The following is a 17671-nucleotide window of genomic DNA, read 5'->3' as shown; positions in this document are numbered from 1 at the left end:
CCCCCGCACTCCCCTGACCAGCGAAGCGGCTGATCAACTGCTCATCCCCGAAGGAGCAAGTCCATGGCCGACAGTTACACACCCCCGGTCACCGGAACCGGTGTCAAGGCCACCATCCAGCGCATCGGCGGCCATCTGGCCGGGATGATCATGCCGAACATCGGCGCGTTCATCGCCTGGGGCCTGATCACCGCGCTGTTCATCCCGACCGGCTGGCTGCCCAACGAGACGCTCGCGAAGATGGTCGGCCCGATCATCGGGACCCTGCTGCCGGTCCTCATCGCCTATACGGGCGGCCGGATGGTGCACGGCCAGCGCGGCGCGGTCGTGGGCTCGGTGGCGGTCATGGGCGTCGTGGTGGGCACCGAGTCCCCCATGTTCCTCGGCGCCATGATCGTCGGCCCGCTCACCGCCTTGATCCTGAAATATGTGGACAAGTTCACGGAGCAGCGGACCAAGGCCGGCTTCGAGATGCTGGTCGACAACTTCTCCGCCGGCATCGTGGGCGGCGCGATGGCCATCATCGGCATGCTCGGCATCGGCCCGGTCGTGGAGACCGCCACCACGGCCGCGGGCAACGCCGTGGGCTGGCTGGTCAGCAACAACCTGCTGCCGATCGCCTCGGTGCTGATCGAGCCGGCCAAGGTGCTGTTCCTCAACAACGCCATCAACCACGGCGTGCTCACCCCGCTCGGCATCAACGAGGCCGCCCAGACCGGCAAGTCGATCCTGTTCATGCTCGAGTCGAACCCCGGCCCGGGGCTCGGCCTGCTGCTGGCGTTCCTGCTGTTCGGCCCGCGCCAGCTGCGGCCCAGCACCCCCGCCGCGATGATCATCCAGTTCTTCGGCGGCATCCACGAGATCTACTTCCCGTACGTGCTCATGAAGCCGCGTCTCATCCTGGCCGTCATCGCGGGTGGCGCGGCCGGCGTGTTCACGTTCATCGCCACCGGCGCCGGCCTGGTCGCCTCGCCGTCGCCCGGCAGCATCTTCGCCTATCTCGCGGTCACCCCGAGGGGCGGCTGGCTGAGCTCCAGCCTGGGCATCCTCGTGGCGGCGGCCGTGTCGTTCGCCGTCGCCGCCCTCCTGCTCGGCTTCGGCCGCGGGGAGAAGGCGGAGCAGGACGATCCCGCAGAATCCAGTGAGGGCACCGAGCCCGCCACCAAGGAGGCCTGACCCATGCCCAGCATCGACAGCAAGGACATCAAGAAGCTCATCGTCGCCTGCGACGCCGGGATGGGCAGCAGCGTGATGCTCGCCTCCCAGCTGCGCAAGCAGCTCAAGGACAGCGGCGTCACGGTCGAGCACACCCCGGTCAACTCGATCCCCGACGACGCCGACGTCATCGTGTGCCACTCGGGGCTGGCCGCCAGGGCCAAGGCGTCCGCCCCCGGCAAGCCCCTGGTGTCGTTCCAGATCTTCCTCGGCGACCCGGCGGTGACCAAGCTGGTGAACACCATCAAGAACGGCGGCACCGTCGATGCGTGACGACCTGCTCGACCCGCGGGCCGTGCTGCTGCACGAGAGCGCCCCCGACCGCGACGCGGCCATCCGCCGGTGCGGCCGGGCGCTGGCCGACGTGGGCGCCGTCGCGGAGCCGTACATCGAGGCGATGCTCGAACGCGAGCGGTCGATCTCCACCTACGTCGGCGAGGGGGTGGCCATCCCGCACGGGACGAACGCCTCCAAAGGAGATGTCCGGCGCGACGCGATCTGCGTGGTCCGGTTCCCCGGCGGCGTCGACTGGGACGGCGAGCAGGTCACGCTCTGCGTCGGCATCGCCGCCAAGGACGACGGCCACGTACAACTGCTGTCGCAGCTGGCCGAGATCCTTATGGATCCCGACCGTGCGAGGGCGCTGCGTGAGGCCACGGAGGTCTCACAGGTGATGAAGGAGCTCACTTGACATCCTTCCGGTCCTTCAGGGCCGGGATTCCAGCCGTCGCCGACCGGCCTTCCTGCTTCACCGCCGGTCGCCCGCCCGGGAAAGGGAACTCCCGTTGAGGTCTTACACCAGCTCCACAGGCGTTTCACCTCTCCGCAAACCCTGCGGCGAGGGTGCTTCTGATCGTTCGTCCGGTGGCTTGGTCATCACCACCGTCGAACACACTACCGAACCGTGCGATGTCGTGCGGCGTTGTGACACCGGTTCGCCTGACGGCGAATCGGCTACCCCTGCCCTGCTCCGCAGGAGTCCGATTCCTCCCCTGTCCGAAGGCGGGGGTTTCCTCGGAGGTATCCGATGAAGGTCGCCAGATTCCACGCCCCGGGCGACATCAGGATCGAGGACGCGCCCGAGCCCGAGCCGGGGCCGGGCGAGCTGAAGATCCGCGTACGCAACTGCTCGACGTGCGGCACGGACGCCAAGATCTTCAAGTTCGGCCACCACCACATCAGGCCGCCGCGCGTCATGGGCCACGAGATCTCCGGCGAGGTCGTCGGCACCGGCGAGCGGGTGCAGGTGATCGCCGCCATCCCGTGCGGCACCTGCCAGGAGTGTGTACGCGGCCGGCGGACGGTCTGCCCGAACCAGGAGTCGATGGGCTACCACTACGACGGCGGCTTCGCCGAGTACATGATCATCCCGGCCAAGGTGCGGGCCGTGGACGGCGTCAACGCCATCCCGTCCGGAGTCGGCTTCGCCGAGGCGTCGGTGGCCGAGCCGCTGGCGTGCGTGCTCAACGGCCAGTCGCTGGCCGGCGTGGGCGCGGGCGACGACGTGGTGGTGATGGGCGCGGGCCCGATCGGCTGCCTGCACGTACGCCTGGCGCGGGCGCGCGGCGCCTCCCGGGTCTTCCTCGTGGACGTCAACGCCGAGCGCCTGGCGATGGCGGCCGAGCTCGTACGCCCCGACGCGGCCATCGACGCCGACCCGGTCGAGCACGTGCTCAAGCTGACCGGCGGCAGGGGCGCCGACGTCGTGATCACCGCTGCGGCGTCGGGCGCGGCGCAGGAGCAGGCCGTGAGGATGGCGGCCAGGCAGGGCCGGATCAGCTTCTTCGGCGGCCTGCCGAAGGACGACCCCGTCATCGCGCTCGACTCCAACCTGGTGCACTACCGCGAGCTGACCATCGTCGGCGCGAACGGTTCCAGCCCTGCGCACAACGCCGAGGCACTGCGGCTGGTGGCCGACGGGGCGGTGGTGGTGTCCGACCTCATCACCCACCGGCTGCCGCTGCCGCAGGTGCTCGACGGGATCGATCTCGTCAGCAGGGGCGCGGCCATCAAGGTCACCATCGAGCCCTGACGTCCGCGAGAACCAGCACTGAAGATCCGACATGGAGCCTGGGAGGCTTCTCATGGCACAACGAACGGTGGCCGTGGCCTCGGCCAGCGGCCTGCACGCCCGTCCCGCCAAGCTGTTCGTGCAGACGGCGGCGAAGCTGGACGTGCCGGTGACGGTCCGGCTGGGCGAGAAGTCCGTGCCGGCCAAGAGCATGCTGGGGGTGCTGTCGCTGGGCGCGGTGCGCGGCTCGGAGGTCACGCTCGAAGCGGAGGGGCCGGGGGCGGAGGAGGCGCTCGACTCCCTCGCCGCGCTGTTGTCGCGTGACCTGGACGCGGAAGAGGCCCTCGATGCCTGACCTGTCCCGGCCTGACCTGTCCCGGCCTGACCCCCGTACCGTCCCGCCGGGCGGCGGGGCCGCGGACCCCGCCGGGCGGCTCGCCGGCCTCGGCGTCAGCCAGGGCCGGGCGGCGGGACCGATGATCCGGATGGCGGGGCCGCCGGCGCTGCCCGCGCCCCGCCCCGTGACCGACCCGGGCGCCGAGGCGGCCACCGTCGCCAAGGCCCTGGAGTCGGTCACCACCGATCTCAACCGCCGCGCCGCGGCCGCCCGCTCCCAACCGTCCGGTGAGCAGGCCGGCGGCGCGGAAGCGGCGGAGATCCTTGAGGCGCTGGCCATGATGGCCGAGGACCCCATGCTGCTGGAGGAGGCCGAGCGGCGGGCGCGCGACGGCGCCGACGCCGCGCACGCCCTGGACGCCGCCTTCACCCAGCACCGCGACGCCCTGGCCGAGCTGGGCGGCTACCTGGCCGAGCGGGCCGCCGACCTGGACGATCTCAAGCACCGGGCGGTGGCGTTCGCGCTCGGCCTGCCGATGCCCGGCCTGCCCGCCCCCGGCCATCCGTACGTGCTGGTGGCCGAGGACCTCTCCCCCGCCGACACCGCGGGGCTCGGCCCCGACGTGCTGGCGCTCGTCACGGAACGGGGCGGCCCCACGAGCCACACCGCGATCCTGGCGCGCGGCCGCGGCCTGCCGGCGGTGGTGGCCTGCGCGGGCGTCATGGACCTGCCGGACGGCACGGTCATCGGGGTCGACGGCGGCGCCGGCGAGATCACGACCGGCCTCACCGCGGAGCGGGCGGCCGAGATCGTGGCGGGCGAGCGCGCGGAGCGGGCCAGGCTGGCGGCGAGCAGGGGCCCCGGCAGGACGGCCGACGGTCATCCGGTGAAGCTGCTGCTCAACATCGGCTCGGCCAAGGACCTGCGGCCGGGCGCGGAGGGCGTCGGGTTGTTCAGGACGGAGTTCCTGTTCCTCGACCGTACGGGCGCGCCGTCGTTCGAGGAGCAGGTGGCCGCGTACGCGGAGGTGTTCGAGCAGGCGGAGACCGTGATCGTGCGCACGCTCGACGCGGGCACCGACAAGCCCCTGCCCTTCCTGGGCCTTCCGGCCGAGCCGAACCCGGCCCTCGGCATACGGGGCCTGCGGGTGGACCGGGTGCTGCCGGACGTGCTGGACACCCAGCTCGACGCGATCGCCGAGGCGGCCAGGGCGACGGGCACGCAGGCGTGGGTGATGGCGCCCATGGTCACCACCGTGGCGGAGGCGGGCGCGTTCGCCCGGCGCGCCCGCGAGCGGGGCATCGCGAAGGTGGGCGCGATGGTGGAGGTGCCCGCGGCGGCGCTGCGGGCGGGAGCGCTGCTGCGCGAGGTCGACTTCCTCAGCATCGGTACGAACGACCTGGCCCAGTACACCTTCGCCGCCGACCGCCAGCACTCGGAGCTGGCCGATCTGCTCGACCCGCGCCAGCCCGCCCTGCTCCAGCTCATCGGCATGTGCGCGCGGGCCGGCAGGGAGGCGGGCAAGCCGGTCGGCGTGTGCGGCGAGGCGGCCGGCGATCCGCTGCTCGCGCCGCTGCTGGCCGGGCTGGGTGTGACGAGCCTGTCGATGGCCCCCGTGTGCGTGCCCGCCATACGGGAGGCGCTGGCCGGTCTCACCCTGGAGGAGTGCCGGCGCCGCGCGGAGGAGGCCGTCGGCTAGGAGCGCGCGCCAGGCGGCGCGGCCTGCCGGGCGTGGGGGACGCGGCTGCCCGGGGACCTGACCGGGCGCATGCGGCCGCGGGTGAGCTCAGCGGGTGCCGTCGAGATGGCCGGCCAGGATCGTGGTGACCGACAGCGCGGTGTCGAAATCGGGGACGACGATTCTCAGACCTGTTCCGGGTTGTGCGCCCTGAGCTGGAGGCCGTCACCGTCGACGTCGACGGTGACCCTGCCGTGCTCCTCGATCTCGCCGGTCAGCAGCATGGTGGACAGCCGGTTGTCCAGTTCGCGCTGCACCGTGCGGCGCAGCGGCCGGGCGCCGAACTCGGGCTGGTAGCCGCGCTCGGCCAGCCAGTCCTTGGCGGCGTCGGTGACCTCCATCGTGACGTCCTGGCCGCGCAGCCGCTGCCGGGTCCGCTCCAGCAGCAGGTCCACGATCTGGCGGAGCTGGTCGCGTTCCAGCCGCTTGAAGATGATCGTCTCGTCGATGCGGTTGAGCAGCTCGGGACGGAGTGAGTGGCGCAGCAGGTCCATGAGCCGGTCGTGCAGTTCCGGGGTGTCCTCGGAGTCGAGGATCATCTGCGCGCCGATGTTGCTGGTCATGATGACGATCGAGTTGGTGAAGTCGACGGTGCGGCCGTGGCCGTCGGTGAGCCGGCCGTCGTCGAGCATCTGCAGCAGGATGTTCATCACGTCGGGGTGGGCCTTCTCGATCTCGTCGAGGAGGATGACGCCGTGCGGGCGGCGGCGTACGGCCTCGGTGAGCTGACCCGCCTCCTCATACCCGACATATCCGGGTGGGGCCCCGATGAGGCGCGAGACCGTGTGCCGCTCCTGGTACTCGCTCATGTCGATGCGCACCATGTGGTCCTCGCCCCCGAACAGCGCGGCGGCCAGCGACCTCGCGAGCTCCGTCTTGCCGACCCCGGTGGGGCCGAGGAACAGGAAGCTGCCGATGGGGCGGTTCGGGTCGGACAGTCCCGCCCTGGCCCTGCGCACCGCCTCGGCGATGGCGACGACGGCCTCGTCCTGGCCGATCACGCGCTTGTGCAGGTGCTCCTCCAGGCTCATGAGACGCTCGCGTTCGCGCTGGGTGAGCTGGGTGACCGGGATGCCGGTCTGCCGCGACACGACCTCCGCGATGTCCTCCACCTCGACCTGCGGGACGTCGTCCTCGCCGCGCCGGGCGCGCTCCAGCTCCGGCCTGATCTTGCCGATCTCGGTGGTCAGCTCCTTGGCGCGGTCGAAGTCGTCGGCGGAGATGGCCTGGTCCTTGTCACGGCGCAGCGAGTCGAGGCGCTCCTCCAGCTCGCGCACGCCGGTGCCGGGCGTACGCGAGCGCAGCCGTACCCGGGCCGAGGACTGGTCCATGAGGTCGATGGCCTTGTCGGGCAGGAAACGGTCGGAGATGTAGCGGGCCGACAGGTTCGCGGCAGCGTCGAGGGCCTCGTCGGTGATGCGCACCTGGTGGTGGGCCTCGTACGTGTCGCGCAGCCCGGCCAGGATCTCGATCGTCTGCTCCACGGTCGGCTCGGAGACGAGGATCGGCTGGAAGCGGCGTTCGAGCGCGGCGTCCTTCTCGATGTTCTTGCGGTACTCGTCGATCGTGGTGGCGGCGATGACGTGCAGCTCGCCGCGGGCGAGGGCGGGTTTGAGAATGTTGGCGGCGTCCATGCCGCCCTCGGCGGCGCCGGCGCCGACCAGGTTGTGCACCTCGTCGATGAAGACGATGGTCTCGTCGGCGTGCGCCCGGACCTCGTCGATGACCTTCTTGATGCGTTCCTCGAACTCGCCCCGGTACTTCGTGCCCGCCACCATCCCCGTGAGGTCGAGGCCGATGACGCGGCGGTCCTTGAGGATGTCGGGGACGGTCCCGTTGACGATGCGCTGGGCGATGCCCTCGACGATCGCGGTCTTGCCGACGCCCGGCTCGCCGATCAGGCACGGGTTGTTCTTGGTGCGCCGCGACAGGACCTCGATGCACTGTTCGATCTCGTCCTCGCGGCCGACGACCGGGTCGATCCCGCCCTGCCTGGCCTCTTCCGTGAGGTCCCTGCCGTACTCGTCGAGCGTCGGCGTGTCGCCGTTCCGCCTGCGCGGCTCGCCCGCCCGCGCGCCGCCGGCGGACACGATGGCCTGCTGCAGCTCGTCGGCGGACACGCCCTGTTCCCGCAGGAGGCGGGCGGCGCTGGAGTCGGGGTTGGCGGCCAGGGCGAGCAGCAGGTGCTCGGGGCCGATGTACGACGACTGCAGGGCGCGTGAGATCCGCTGCGCGTCCAGGACGGCGCGTTTGGCGGCCGGTGAGAGGGTCGTGGGCGGCTCCGCGGGCTGGCCGGCGCCGGCCAGCGCGTCGATGCGGTCGCGGAGCCTGCCGACGTCCACGCCGGCCGCGCGCAGCGCGCTCCCCGTGGCGTCGTCGTCGAGCAGCGCGTCGAGCAGGTCGAGCACGTCCAGGTCGGCGGCGCCGCGCTGCCCGGCGTTCTCCAGGGCGTTTCTCAGGACCTCCCTGGCCGAGGCGCTGAGCAGCCTGCCGACGTCCACCCGCTGGACGCTGGGCCGCGCCGGCGGCCAGGCCTCCATCCCGCCGAACACGCGGCCGGTGAGCTCCTCGAACCCTCTGAACGGATCCCCGCCGAAGAACGACCTGAACGGCATGTCAGACATGAATCCCCCTAAAGCTCAGGAGGACACATAGCCGGGTATGTCGCACTTCATAGCCACCTTTCGGCAAAGCCTGCCGCCGGGTACGGCCGTCGCGTCACCTTCCCGCGACGGCGTCGGCCACGGGCGTGTCACCGGAGACGAGCTCCAGCGTCCGGTGCACGGTTCCCGGCGCGTCGAGCATGGCGGCGATGACGGCGGCCACGTCGTCGCGGGGCACCGCGCCCGGCGGGACCTCCGGCGCCAGCCTGACCAGGCCGGTGCCCGGCTCGTCGGTCAGCCGGCCGGGGCGCAGGATCGTCCAGTCGAGGTCGCGGGCACGCAGGTCGTCCTCGGCCTCGGTCTTGGCCCTGATGTAGGCCGCCCAGACCTCGTCCCTGTCCGGCGCGGGCGGCTTGCCCGCGCCCATGGACGAGATCTGGACGAACCGTCGTACGCCGGTCTCCTCGGCGGCGTCGGCGAGCAGCACGGACGCGCCTTTGTCGACCGTCTCCTTGCGGGCCGCGCCGCTGCCCGGCCCCGCGCCCGCGGCGAAGACCACGGCGCCGGCCCCGTCGACGATCGCCGCGACCTCGCCGGACGACGCCCGTTCCAGGTCGCACACCACGGCCTCGGCGCCCGTGGCCTCGACGTCGGCGACGTGGGCCGGGTTGCGCACCAGGCCGACGGCGTCCGGGCCGAGGCGCCGGGCCAGGCGCAGTGCGATCTTGCCGTGGCCGCCCGCGATGATGATCCGCATCGTTCCTCATGGTGTCGTGGTGTGCCCGCTCCCCGCGGGGCTCGCCGCCTCTCCGGATGAGGACGGCGACGGACCGGATCTGCCCGTTTCCGCACGCCCTTACTCCCCGGGGACGGACCGCCCGTTCCCTCCGGCGGCGGGAGAAGGCGGCGGGCAACCGATGGTGATCGTCCGGCATCGGGCAGGCGTGCGCGGGTATGCCAGGGAGGAGCCGAGCGGACCGGCACGTCACGGTCCCCGCCGGCCCGCCGGACGGGCTCGCGGAGCCCGGTGTACGGCCGACGGGGCGAGGTGGGAATATCCCTCCGAACGCCCGGGCTTGATCATGCGTATCCCCCGAAGAGGAGACTGAACTATGGACGTGGCAGACATCGGCGTCACCGGCCTGGCCACCATGGGGCGCAACCTCGCCCGCAACCTCGCCAGACACGGATACGCGGTCGCGGTGCACAACCGCTCGTACAGCCGTACGCAGCAGCTGATCAAGGAGTTCGGCGGGGAGGGCACGTTCGTGCCGTCCGAGGAGCTGGCCGCGTTCGTCGCCTCGCTGAAGCGCCCGCGCAGGGCGATCATCATGGTCAAGGCGGGGGCCGGCACCGACGCGGTGATCGACCAGCTCGCCGACCTGATGGAGCCCGGCGACATGATCGTCGACGGCGGCAACGCGCACTTCCAGGACACCCGGCGGCGCGAGGCGGCGCTGCGCGAGCGGGGCATCCACTTCGTCGGCACCGGCATCTCCGGCGGCGAGGAGGGCGCGCTGCTCGGCCCGAGCATCATGCCGGGCGGCTCGAAGGAGTCGTGGGAGGCGCTCGGCCCGATCCTGCAGGACATCGCGGCCCAGGTGGACGGCGTGCCGTGCTGCGTGCACGTGGGCCCCGACGGCGCCGGCCACTTCGTCAAGATGGTGCACAACGGCATCGAATACTCCGACATGCAGCTCATCGCGGAGTCGTACGACCTGCTGCGCCAGGCGCTGGGCGCGACGCCGGCCGAGCTGGCCGAGGTGTTCAGGGAGTGGAACCGCGGCGACCTCGACTCCTACCTGATCGAGATCACCGCCGAGGTGCTCGACCAGGTGGACGCCGAGACGGGCAAGCCGTTCGTGGACATCGTGGTCGACCAGGCCGAGCAGAAGGGCACCGGCCGCTGGACCGTGCAGAGCGCGCTCGACCTCGGCGTACCGGTGACGGGCATCGCCGAGGCGACCTTCGCCCGCGCGTTGTCCGGCCATCCGGAGCAGCGCGCCGCCGCCGCGTCGCTGCGGGGGCCGAAGCTGTCCGGCGTCGGCGGGCGCGAACTGGTCGAGGACGTACGGCAGGCGCTCTACGCCTCCAAGATCGTGGCGTACGCGCAGGGCTTCGACCAGATGGCGGCGGCCTCGAAGGAGTACGGCTGGGATCTCGACCTGGGCGCCATGGCGACGATCTGGCGCGGCGGGTGCATCATCCGGGCGAAGTTCCTCGACCGGATCCGGGCCGCGTACGACACCGACCGGCAGCTGCCGACGCTACTCGCCGACCCGACGTTCGCGGCCGTCCTGGACGCGGCCCAGGAGTCGTGGCGGCGGGTGATCACCACGGCCGTGCGGATCGGCGTGCCGACGCCGGGCTTCTCCTCGGCGCTGGCCTACTACGACGGGCTGCGGCGCGACCGGCTGCCCGCGGCGCTGGTGCAGGGGCTGCGCGACTACTTCGGCGCGCACACCTATCACCGGGTCGACAAGGAGGGCGTCTTCCACACCGACTGGTCCGGCGACCGCGCGGAACGTCCGGCCTGACCGGTCAGGAGCTCCTCAGCGGGGCCGGGTTAGCCACGGCCGTCACCACGCAGAAGCCGAGCGGTCCCGCCGGGTCGTGCAGGGTGACCTGCCCGGTCGCCACGCCGCCGGCGCTGAGGTGGCCGGTGGCCTCGATGCCGAGGAGGTCGCCCCCGGGCAGCCGGGCGAGCGTCAGCGTGTAGTCGGCGTTGATGAAGCGCAGCCCGTCGACTCCCGCGTTGCTGAGCGGGCTGGCGAAGTCGGCGGCCAGGGCCACGCGTACGAACGGGGTCAGCGGCTCGTCGTCCACCAGCGGGTCGCGCTCGCGCAGCCACGCCCGCCCCGGACCGGGCCCGCCCCAGCCGGACACCTGCCACAGGTCGAACGGCGGCGTCCACTCGCGTCCTTCGGCCGGCGGGCCGGAGGGAGGCGGCTCGTCCCACGCGGGCGTGACGACCGCCTGCGGGCCTGCGGGCTGTTCGCCCTGCCTGAGCAGCACGGCGGCGGCCCGCGCGATCACCCCCTGCTCGGTGGAGATCGTCGCGTCGGCCACCCGGATCCGGCGGCCGTCCCTGACCAGGGAGGTCTCCACCGTGACGGGCACCATGGGGCTGTTGCGGAACAGGTCGACGGTCAGCCTGGCGAAGCGCAGGCCGGGCTCCGCGTGGCGCTGCTCGATGGCCCGGGCCGCGAGCCCGCCGAGCAGCCGGCCGTGGAGCATGTCGGGTGACCAGGGGCCGCGGGCGTGGGGGGCGGGGACGAGTTCGTCCCCCTTCCGGGTGAAGAACGCTGACGACGACACAGAATCAGATTCTAGAGGAGAGCAGGCGGCGTCCGAGCGCGTGCAGGCGCTCCTTCAGCTCGACCGGCTCCAGCACCTCGAAGCCCACGTCCAGGAAGGCCGCGGCCACGGCGATGCGGCCGGTGTCCCAGCCGACGAGGTGCCAGCGGTTGCCCTTGGTCACGAGGCTGTGGGGCTCGGCCGTTCTCATCGTCACCTCGCCCTCGTGGTCGGTGTAGGCGAAGCGCAGCCGCTCGTGGTCGCGGCAGGCGGCGGCGACGCGCGTGAACAGCCCGGCGTCCACGGTCGGACCGTCACGGTGGATGCGCACGGTGTGGGTCTGCAGCGCGTTCACCCGGTGGCGCAGCCGGGCGGGCAGGACCTGTTCGAGCTTGGCCGGCGCGCGCAGTGAGGTCTCCTCGATGCCCTCCACGGTGCCGCCCGCGGCGGTGCGCAGGCCGACCGCGACCGCGACGGCCTCCTCGTCGTCGAGCAGCAGCGGCGGCAGCTCCGCGCCCGCGCCCAGCCGGTAACCGCCGGCCACGCCGGGCGTGGAGTGCACGGGGTAGCCGAGGCCGCGCAGCCGCTCGACGTCGCGGCGGACCGTGCGCCGGGCGACGCCGAGCCGCTCGGCCAGGTCGGCGCTCGGCCAGTCGCGCCGGGACTGCAGCAGCGACAGCAGTCGGAGCAATCTCGCGGAGGTGTCCAGCATGTCGACCATTGTGGCCTCGCCCTGGCCGCGATGGCGCCTACCGTTCCCGGCCATGAACAGATTCGTCATCGACATCCCGCAGGACCGGCTCGACGACCTGGGCGCGCGGCTGGACCGTACGCGCTGGCCGGACGCGCTCGACGGGGTCGGCTGGTCGTACGGGGTGCCGCCCGGTGCGGTGCGGGAGCTGGCCGCCTACTGGCGCGACGGTTACGACTGGCGGGCGCACGAGGCGCGGCTCAACGCGCTGCCGCAGTACACGACCGAGATCGACGGGCAGCGGGTGCACTTCGCGCACGTCCGCTCGGACCGGCGGGACGCGCTGCCGCTGCTGCTGACGCACGGCTGGCCCAGTTCGTTCGCGGACTTCTCCCGCGTGGCCGGGTCGCTGGCCCGCGACTTCCACCTGGTCATACGCGCTGGCCGACTCCCCCACCGGGCTGCTCGCCTGGACCCTCGACGCCTTCGCCTCCTGGGGGCGCGACGTGGACGGGGTCCCGCCCGACGACATCCTCACCAACGTCAGCCTCTACTGGCTCACCGGCACGGCCGGCTCGTCGGCACGCCTCTACCGGGAGAGCGCCGGCGACTGGGATCCGCCCGGCGCCCCGGGGACGACCCCCCACGGGCGTCGCCGTCTTCCCCGGGGACAGCACGGTCAGGCGGTACGCCGAGCAGGCGCACCACGTGGTGCACTGGTCGGAGTTCCCGTTCGGCGGACACTACGCCGCGCTCCAGGCCCCGGAGGCGCTGGCGGACGACGTCCGGGCGTTCTTCGCCGGTCTCTGACCGGAGATGTCACAGGGATGGATTTACGTCCCCTTGGCACCGTAAGCTCCCCCAATGCGCGATCTAGGTGAGGACCCCCGGCCCGCCCGGGGTGCGGTACGCGAGATCCATTCCCTCCGTGGGCCCGCCACCCTGGCCTACTCCCCCGACCTCGACGGCATGGCCGATCCCGGAGAGATCGTCTGGGCCTGGGTGCCGTACGAGGAGGACCCGTCCAGGGGCAAGGACCGCCCGCTGCTGGTCGTGGGCCGCACCGGGCGCAGGCTCCTGGCCATGATGTTGTCCAGCAAGGGCGACGACGGCCCCGGCTGGCTGGAGCTGGGCGCGTGGGGCCGCGGCGACCGGGTTTCCTACGTACGGCTCGACCGGGTCTTCGAGCTGGACGAGGACGACATCCGTCGCGAGGGCGCGGTGCTCGACGGCGAGCGCTTCGCCCGGGTGGCGGCCAGGCTCATGGCGATTCATGGCTGGGACGCCGGCTGACCGGCCGTCGTGTCAGGGCGCCGTCGTGTCCGGGCATGGTGGGCGGTGGTCGATGCCGGGGAAGTGGTCGTGCCAGGAGTCCCGGAGGAGGCCGGGGCCGGTGAGTGCGCAGACGCGGGCGGCGACGCGGGCAGGATCGGGGTCCCACAGGCGTACCTTGTGATCGGCGCCCGCCGTGGCCACGGTGCGGCCGTCCGGACTGAAGGCGGCCGCGCGGGCGGCGTCGGCGTGTCCGGTGAGGCGGGCCAGCAGCGGCGGCCCGCCTGAGCCGGTGAGGCGCCACAGCCGGGTCGTCCCGTCCTCGCCGGTCGTCGCGAGCAGCCCGCCGTCGGGGCTGAACGCCACCGCGGTGGCGCCCCCGCGGTGGCCGGCCAGCCGTGCGACGGTGCGGGGCGCCGGGCCGGTGATGTCCCACAGGCGGACGCTCTGGTCGAAGCTGCCGCTGGCCAGCCCGCGCCCGTCGGGGCTGAACGCGACGGTGTAGACCTCGTTGGTGTGCCCGGACAGGGTGGCGGCCGGTACGGGGCGGCGCGGATCGGTGAGGCGCCACAGGCGCACGGCCCTGTCGAACCCGCCCGCGGCCAGCATGCCGCCGTCCGGGCTGAAGGCCACGGCGTAGACGGCGCTGGGAGTGGTGTTGATCGTCGTGAGCGGCTCGGGCCGGCGCGGGTCGGTGAGGTCCCACAGGCGGACGGCGTTGCCGAACCCGCCGCCGGCCAGGATGCGACGGCCGGGGCTGAACGCGACCGTGCGCACCCTCGCGGTGTGGCCGCTCAGCGTGGGGAGCGGCCGGGGCGTCCTCGGGTCGGACACGTCCCAGAGGCGGATGGTCTCGTCCTCGCCACCGCCCGCGAGTATGGCGCCGTCGTGGCTGAACGCCAGGGCGTAGGTGGTGCCCGCCGGGCTGTCCAGCGTGGACAGGGCGCTCGGCCGGTACGGGTCGGCGACGTCCCACAGCCGGACCTCGCGCCCGTCTCCGGCCGTGGCCAGGATGCGCCCGCCCGGCCGGAAGGCGACGGCACGCACCGCCCCGCCGTGGCCGGTCATGACCGGGCCTGTCGAGTCCCACAGGTTGATCGTGTGGTCCCAGCTGGCGCTGGCCATGGTGGAGCCGTCGGAGCTGAACGCGAGCGCGGCCACCGTGCCGCTGTGACCGGTCAGCACGGTGGCCGCGCGGGCGGGGTGGCCGACGTCGCTGATCCTGACCGAGTGGTCCCAGCCTCCCGTGGCGAGCCGGCGCCCGTCGGGGCTGAACGCGACGGCGATCACCGGCCCGGTGTGGCCGATGATCGTGGCGAGCTCGCGCGGGCGGCGCGGGTCGGTGACATCCCACAGCCTGGCCGTGCGGTCGTCGCTGCCGGTGGCGAGGGTACGGCCGTCTGGACTGAACGCGGCCGTCCCGACGTCCTCGCCGTGGCCGGTCAGCGTGGCGAGGTGACGCGGGGAGGCCGGGTCGCGTACGTCCCAGACGCGTACGGTGTCGTCGTAGCTGGTGGTGACCAGGGTGCGGCCGTCCGGGCTCAGCGCGAGGCCGTGCACCACCCGTGCGTGGCCGGTCAGCGTGGCCAGGCGGCGGGGCTTGCGGGGGTCGCGCACATCCCAGAGCCTGGCCGTGCCGTCGTCGGCGCCGGTGGCCACGAATTCCCCGCCGGGGTCGAAGACGATGTCCCAGATGGGCCCGTCGTGGCCGTCGAAGGCGGTCAGCAGCCGGGGCGCGCGCGGCTCGGTGACGTCCCACAGCCGCACCGAGCCGTCCAACCCGGCGGTGGCGAGCCGTCCGCTGCCGGCGCTCAGAGCGGCGGACTCGACGTCGGGCCCATCGCCGCCGAACGCCGCGAGCAGCCGCGGCCGGCGGCGGTCCGCCATCGCGAACAGGCGTACGCCGTCGTCGCCCGCGCTGACGAGCAGGCGCCCGTCGCCGCTGAACAGCGCCCGGTTGACCCCGTCACCCGCCCGCACCTTGATCGCGTACGGGGCGGCGAAGGCGGCCAGCAGCCCGCTGCGCGTCTCCACCGTGGGCGCCAGGCGGAAGGCGGCCAGGCTGAGCTGGGCGGCCCGCGCCGGTTCGGCGGCCCGCAGCGCGGCGGCCTCGTCGGCGGCCTGCCGCGCGATCACGGTGTTGCGCTGCTCGGTCGCCGCCCGCTGGTTGATCACCGCGATCACCGTGGTGGCCACCGCCAGCACCAGCAGCACGGTGAGCAGCGCGACCATGCGGCGCAGGCGGCGGCTGCGCCGCCGGGCGCCCGCCTCCTCGGCCGCCCTCGCGGCCAGCCCCGCGTCGAGGAACTCCTGTTCCAGGCCGGTCAGCGCGGTGTCGCCCGAGGCCGCCCAGTCCTGCGCCGACTGCAGCCGGGTGCCGCGGTAGAGCAGGGAGGGGTCGCGGTGCTCGCGCCGCCACGCCTCGGCCGCCTCCCTGAGCTGCCTGCGCGTCCGCAGGCCCGCCCGGTCGGCGAGGATCCACTCGCGCAGGCGCGGCCAGGCCCGCAGCAGCGCCTCGTGGGCGAGCTGGGCGTGGTCGGCGTCGAGGGTGAGCAGGCGCGCCCGGGCGAACGACTCGACCACCTCGGCCGTGGCCGCCGCGGGGAAGTGCGGCTCGGGCAGGGACCGCAGGTCGACCGGCCGGCGGGCCTCGACGTTGTCCTCCCCCACGCACACCATCTGCAGCAGCACCCGGCGGGCGATCTCCTGGCCGTGAGGGTCGAGGCCGCGGTAGACGTGCTCGGCCGTGGCGGCGACGGCCCCGCTGACTCCGCCGCTCGCCCGGTAGCCGTCGACGGTCAGGGTATTGCCCTTCCGGCGCGTCCACGTGGCCAGCAGCGTGTGGGAGAGCAGCGGAAGCGCGCCGGGCTCGTGCACCGGGCCCGTGCCGTAGTCGGCGGTGCCCGGCGGCACGCCCATGTCGCGCAGCAGCAGCTCGGCCAGGCCGGGCTCCATGGTCAGGCCCGCCGCGCGGGCCGGGCCGGAGATGATCTCGCGCAGTTCCGGCAGGGTGAGCGGCCCCAGCGGGAGGTGGCCGTCGCGCAGGCTGCCGACCAGTTCCGGGTAGGCCAGGCAGTGGCTGTAGAAGTCGGCGCGCAGTCCGAGCACGACGAGCGCGGCGCCGGACGTGGCCAGGGCGTGCACGGCGGCGAGGAAGGTGTGCCGTTCGGCGGGGTCGGCGCACAGCGTGAAGACCTGCTCCAGCTGATCGACCACCAGCACCAGCCGCCGCGCCTGGGCAGGGCCTTCGGCCCGGCCCTCCGCGAGTGAGGCCTGAGACGGGCCGGGGGCGTTCTCCAGTGCCGAACGTACGTGTGCGGCGAACTCGGCCGGCCCCTGCCGCAGCAGCCCTGCCAGGGCGGGGGCGTCCAGCCCCGTGCTACCGCCGATCCTGCCCAGCAGCTCGTCCACCGGGCTCACGCCGGGCACGAACAGCACGATCGCCCACCCCTGCGCTCCCGGCAGCGCGCCCCGGCGGAGCGCCGCCAGGAGCCCGGCCCGCAACAGGGACGACTTGCCCGCTCCCGAGGGGGCGACCACCGTGAGCGGCCCCCGCTCGCCCGGCTGTGCGGCCATCCGGGCGGCCAGCCGGGCGACCAGCACGCCTGCTGTGTGCTCCCGGCCGAAGAACCACCGGGCGTCCTCCGGCTCGTAGGGGCTCAGCCCGCGGTAGGGGCAGACCCCCGCCTCGCGCTCCACCAGCCCGGCCAGCTCGCCGCCGGTCTGCAACGCGCGATCGCATCCGCGCGCGACCCCCGGCGTCAGCTGTTTCTCCCCCGTCTCGACCTTGCTCAGATAACCCTTGCTGTAGTTGGTCAGCCGGGCCAGCTCGTTGAGTGACAGCCCTCGCTCCAGCCGCAGTCGGCGCAGCCTGGCGCCGTGATCGATCACTCACTCACTGTAGTTCTCCCAGGAGAGGCGGCGCCCGCGATTTTTCCCGGCCGGCTCGTGCCGCATTGTCCGGGTTTCCCTGTCGCCTACCGCGCGAGGCGATGGGAAACGCCTTCTCCCGGCCATCCCGCCGGCTCCACGATCGGTGCTGCCCGCCACCGCAACCCGGCGGTGCGGGTCGCTCAACCGATCGAGAGAACAGGAAGAACCATGCACAAGACGATCAGGACCACCGCCCTCGCCCTCGTCGCCGCCGCCGCGCTGCCCCTGGCCGCCGCCGCGCTGCCCCTGGCTGCCGTCCCCGCGCAGGCCGTGGTGGCCGAGGACACCGCTCAGCGGGCGGTCCGGTTCGACTTCCGCGTCCCCGGGGTGAGGATCTTCGCCCGGCCCGACGGGAGGTCGACCCGGCACGGTCTCGGCTATCCCGGCCAGGGCTTCGAGGTGGACGGCTTCGCCGCCGGCACCCCGTACACGTGCGACAACGGCGTGACGACCAGCGACTGGGAGCACGGCAGGAACGTCGCGACAGGGGTCGTCGGCTGGGTGCCCAGCTGCAACACCGTCGCCTGACGTACGGGGACGGTCTCCGGGGGCGGCGGGGCCGCGCCCGGGGACC

General features: G+C 73.2%; 14 protein-coding genes and 2 pseudogenes. 10 read left to right on the top strand and 6 right to left on the bottom strand.

Annotated features, from left to right (window positions below; translation table 11 throughout):
* Nucleotides 1-63: 63 nt before the first annotated feature.
* The 6 genes from mtlA (at nucleotide 64) to ptsP (ending at nucleotide 5262) form a co-directional block, all read left to right on the top strand.
* Nucleotides 64-1176 (top strand): mannitol-specific PTS transporter subunit IIC, encoded by a 1113-nt coding sequence (gene mtlA, locus E1295_RS40845; protein WP_246080965.1) that lies wholly within the window; start codon nucleotides 64-66, stop codon nucleotides 1174-1176.
* A gap of 3 nt (nucleotides 1177-1179) precedes the next feature.
* On the top strand, nucleotides 1180-1488 hold the full coding sequence (locus E1295_RS51505; protein WP_132518575.1) for a PTS lactose transporter subunit IIB: 309 nt from the start codon (nucleotides 1180-1182) through the stop codon (nucleotides 1486-1488).
* The gene (locus E1295_RS40840; protein ID WP_132639497.1) at nucleotides 1481-1906 is read left to right on the top strand and encodes a PTS mannitol transporter subunit IIA; all 426 of its coding nucleotides are present in this window, start codon (nucleotides 1481-1483) and stop codon (nucleotides 1904-1906) included. Before E1295_RS51505 ends, E1295_RS40840 begins: the two co-directional genes overlap by 8 nt.
* 336 nt (nucleotides 1907-2242) lie before the next feature.
* Nucleotides 2243-3247, top strand: coding sequence for a zinc-dependent dehydrogenase (locus E1295_RS40830; protein ID WP_132639495.1), 1005 nt, complete (start codon nucleotides 2243-2245; stop codon nucleotides 3245-3247).
* A gap of 52 nt (nucleotides 3248-3299) precedes the next feature.
* A complete protein-coding gene (locus tag E1295_RS40825) occupies nucleotides 3300-3581 on the top strand; it encodes an HPr family phosphocarrier protein (RefSeq protein WP_132639493.1) in 282 nt (93 codons plus the stop codon).
* Nucleotides 3574-5262 carry a phosphoenolpyruvate--protein phosphotransferase gene (gene ptsP / locus E1295_RS40820; protein ID WP_132639490.1) on the top strand — a complete coding sequence of 563 codons (1689 nt, stop codon included), beginning with the start codon at nucleotides 3574-3576 and terminating at the stop codon, nucleotides 5260-5262. The genes E1295_RS40825 and ptsP overlap by 8 nt, the downstream gene beginning before the upstream one ends.
* 164 nt (nucleotides 5263-5426) lie before the next feature.
* On the opposite strand, the gene E1295_RS40815 is transcribed toward ptsP, so the two are convergent.
* Together E1295_RS40815 and E1295_RS40810 are read right to left on the bottom strand one after the other, a co-directional pair.
* Nucleotides 5427-7925 carry an ATP-dependent Clp protease ATP-binding subunit gene (locus E1295_RS40815; protein ID WP_132639488.1) on the bottom strand — a complete coding sequence of 833 codons (2499 nt, stop codon included), beginning with the start codon at nucleotides 7923-7925 and terminating at the stop codon, nucleotides 5427-5429.
* 94 nt (nucleotides 7926-8019) lie between these two features.
* Complete coding sequence (locus E1295_RS40810; RefSeq protein ID WP_132639486.1) at nucleotides 8020-8661, bottom strand: SDR family oxidoreductase; 642 nt, start codon at nucleotides 8659-8661, stop codon at nucleotides 8020-8022.
* 355 nt (nucleotides 8662-9016) lie between these two features.
* On the opposite strand from E1295_RS40810, the gene gndA reads away from it, so the two are divergent.
* Entirely contained in the window at nucleotides 9017-10441 is a 1425-nt protein-coding gene (gene gndA, locus E1295_RS40805) for an NADP-dependent phosphogluconate dehydrogenase (protein ID WP_132639484.1), read from the top strand.
* A gap of 4 nt (nucleotides 10442-10445) precedes the next feature.
* On the opposite strand, the gene E1295_RS40800 is transcribed toward gndA, so the two are convergent.
* Complete coding sequence (locus E1295_RS40800) at nucleotides 10446-11222, bottom strand: thioesterase family protein (protein WP_246080963.1); 777 nt, start codon at nucleotides 11220-11222, stop codon at nucleotides 10446-10448.
* Nucleotides 11223-11337: 115 nt separating this feature from the next.
* Nucleotides 11338-11913 (bottom strand): annotated as a pseudogene (locus E1295_RS40795) (helix-turn-helix transcriptional regulator); the annotation flags it as partial.
* On the opposite strand from E1295_RS40795, the pseudogene E1295_RS52290 reads away from it, so the two are divergent.
* Nucleotides 11912-12223, top strand: a pseudogene (locus E1295_RS52290) (epoxide hydrolase N-terminal domain-containing protein); the annotation flags it as partial. The pseudogenes E1295_RS40795 and E1295_RS52290 sit on opposite strands and share 2 nt — an antisense overlap.
* Here the strand turns inward: E1295_RS52290 and E1295_RS52285 are convergent.
* A complete protein-coding gene (locus E1295_RS52285; protein WP_342775956.1) occupies nucleotides 12124-12327 on the bottom strand; it encodes a hypothetical protein in 204 nt (67 codons plus the stop codon). The pseudogene E1295_RS52290 and the gene E1295_RS52285 sit on opposite strands and share 100 nt — an antisense overlap.
* Nucleotides 12328-12756: 429 nt before the next feature.
* Between E1295_RS52285 and E1295_RS40785 the strand changes: the two genes are divergently transcribed.
* Nucleotides 12757-13185, top strand: coding sequence for a type II toxin-antitoxin system PemK/MazF family toxin (locus tag E1295_RS40785; RefSeq protein WP_132639480.1), 429 nt, complete (start codon nucleotides 12757-12759; stop codon nucleotides 13183-13185).
* A gap of 12 nt (nucleotides 13186-13197) precedes the next feature.
* Here the strand turns inward: E1295_RS40785 and E1295_RS40780 are convergent, their stop codons facing one another.
* Complete coding sequence (locus E1295_RS40780) at nucleotides 13198-17055, bottom strand: WD40 repeat domain-containing protein (RefSeq protein WP_132639478.1); 3858 nt, start codon at nucleotides 17053-17055, stop codon at nucleotides 13198-13200.
* Nucleotides 17056-17265: 210 nt separating this feature from the next.
* Between E1295_RS40780 and E1295_RS40775 the strand changes: the two genes are divergently transcribed.
* Nucleotides 17266-17625 carry a hypothetical protein gene (locus tag E1295_RS40775; protein ID WP_132639476.1) on the top strand — a complete coding sequence of 120 codons (360 nt, stop codon included), beginning with the start codon at nucleotides 17266-17268 and terminating at the stop codon, nucleotides 17623-17625.
* Nucleotides 17626-17671: the final 46 nt, after the last annotated feature.

It is taken from the genome of Nonomuraea mesophila (genome assembly GCF_004352805.1).
Classification (GTDB): domain Bacteria; phylum Actinomycetota; class Actinomycetes; order Streptosporangiales; family Streptosporangiaceae; genus Nonomuraea; species Nonomuraea longispora.
Note: the sequence above shows the minus strand (reverse complement) of the source record. Positions and strands in the feature narration are given on the sequence as shown.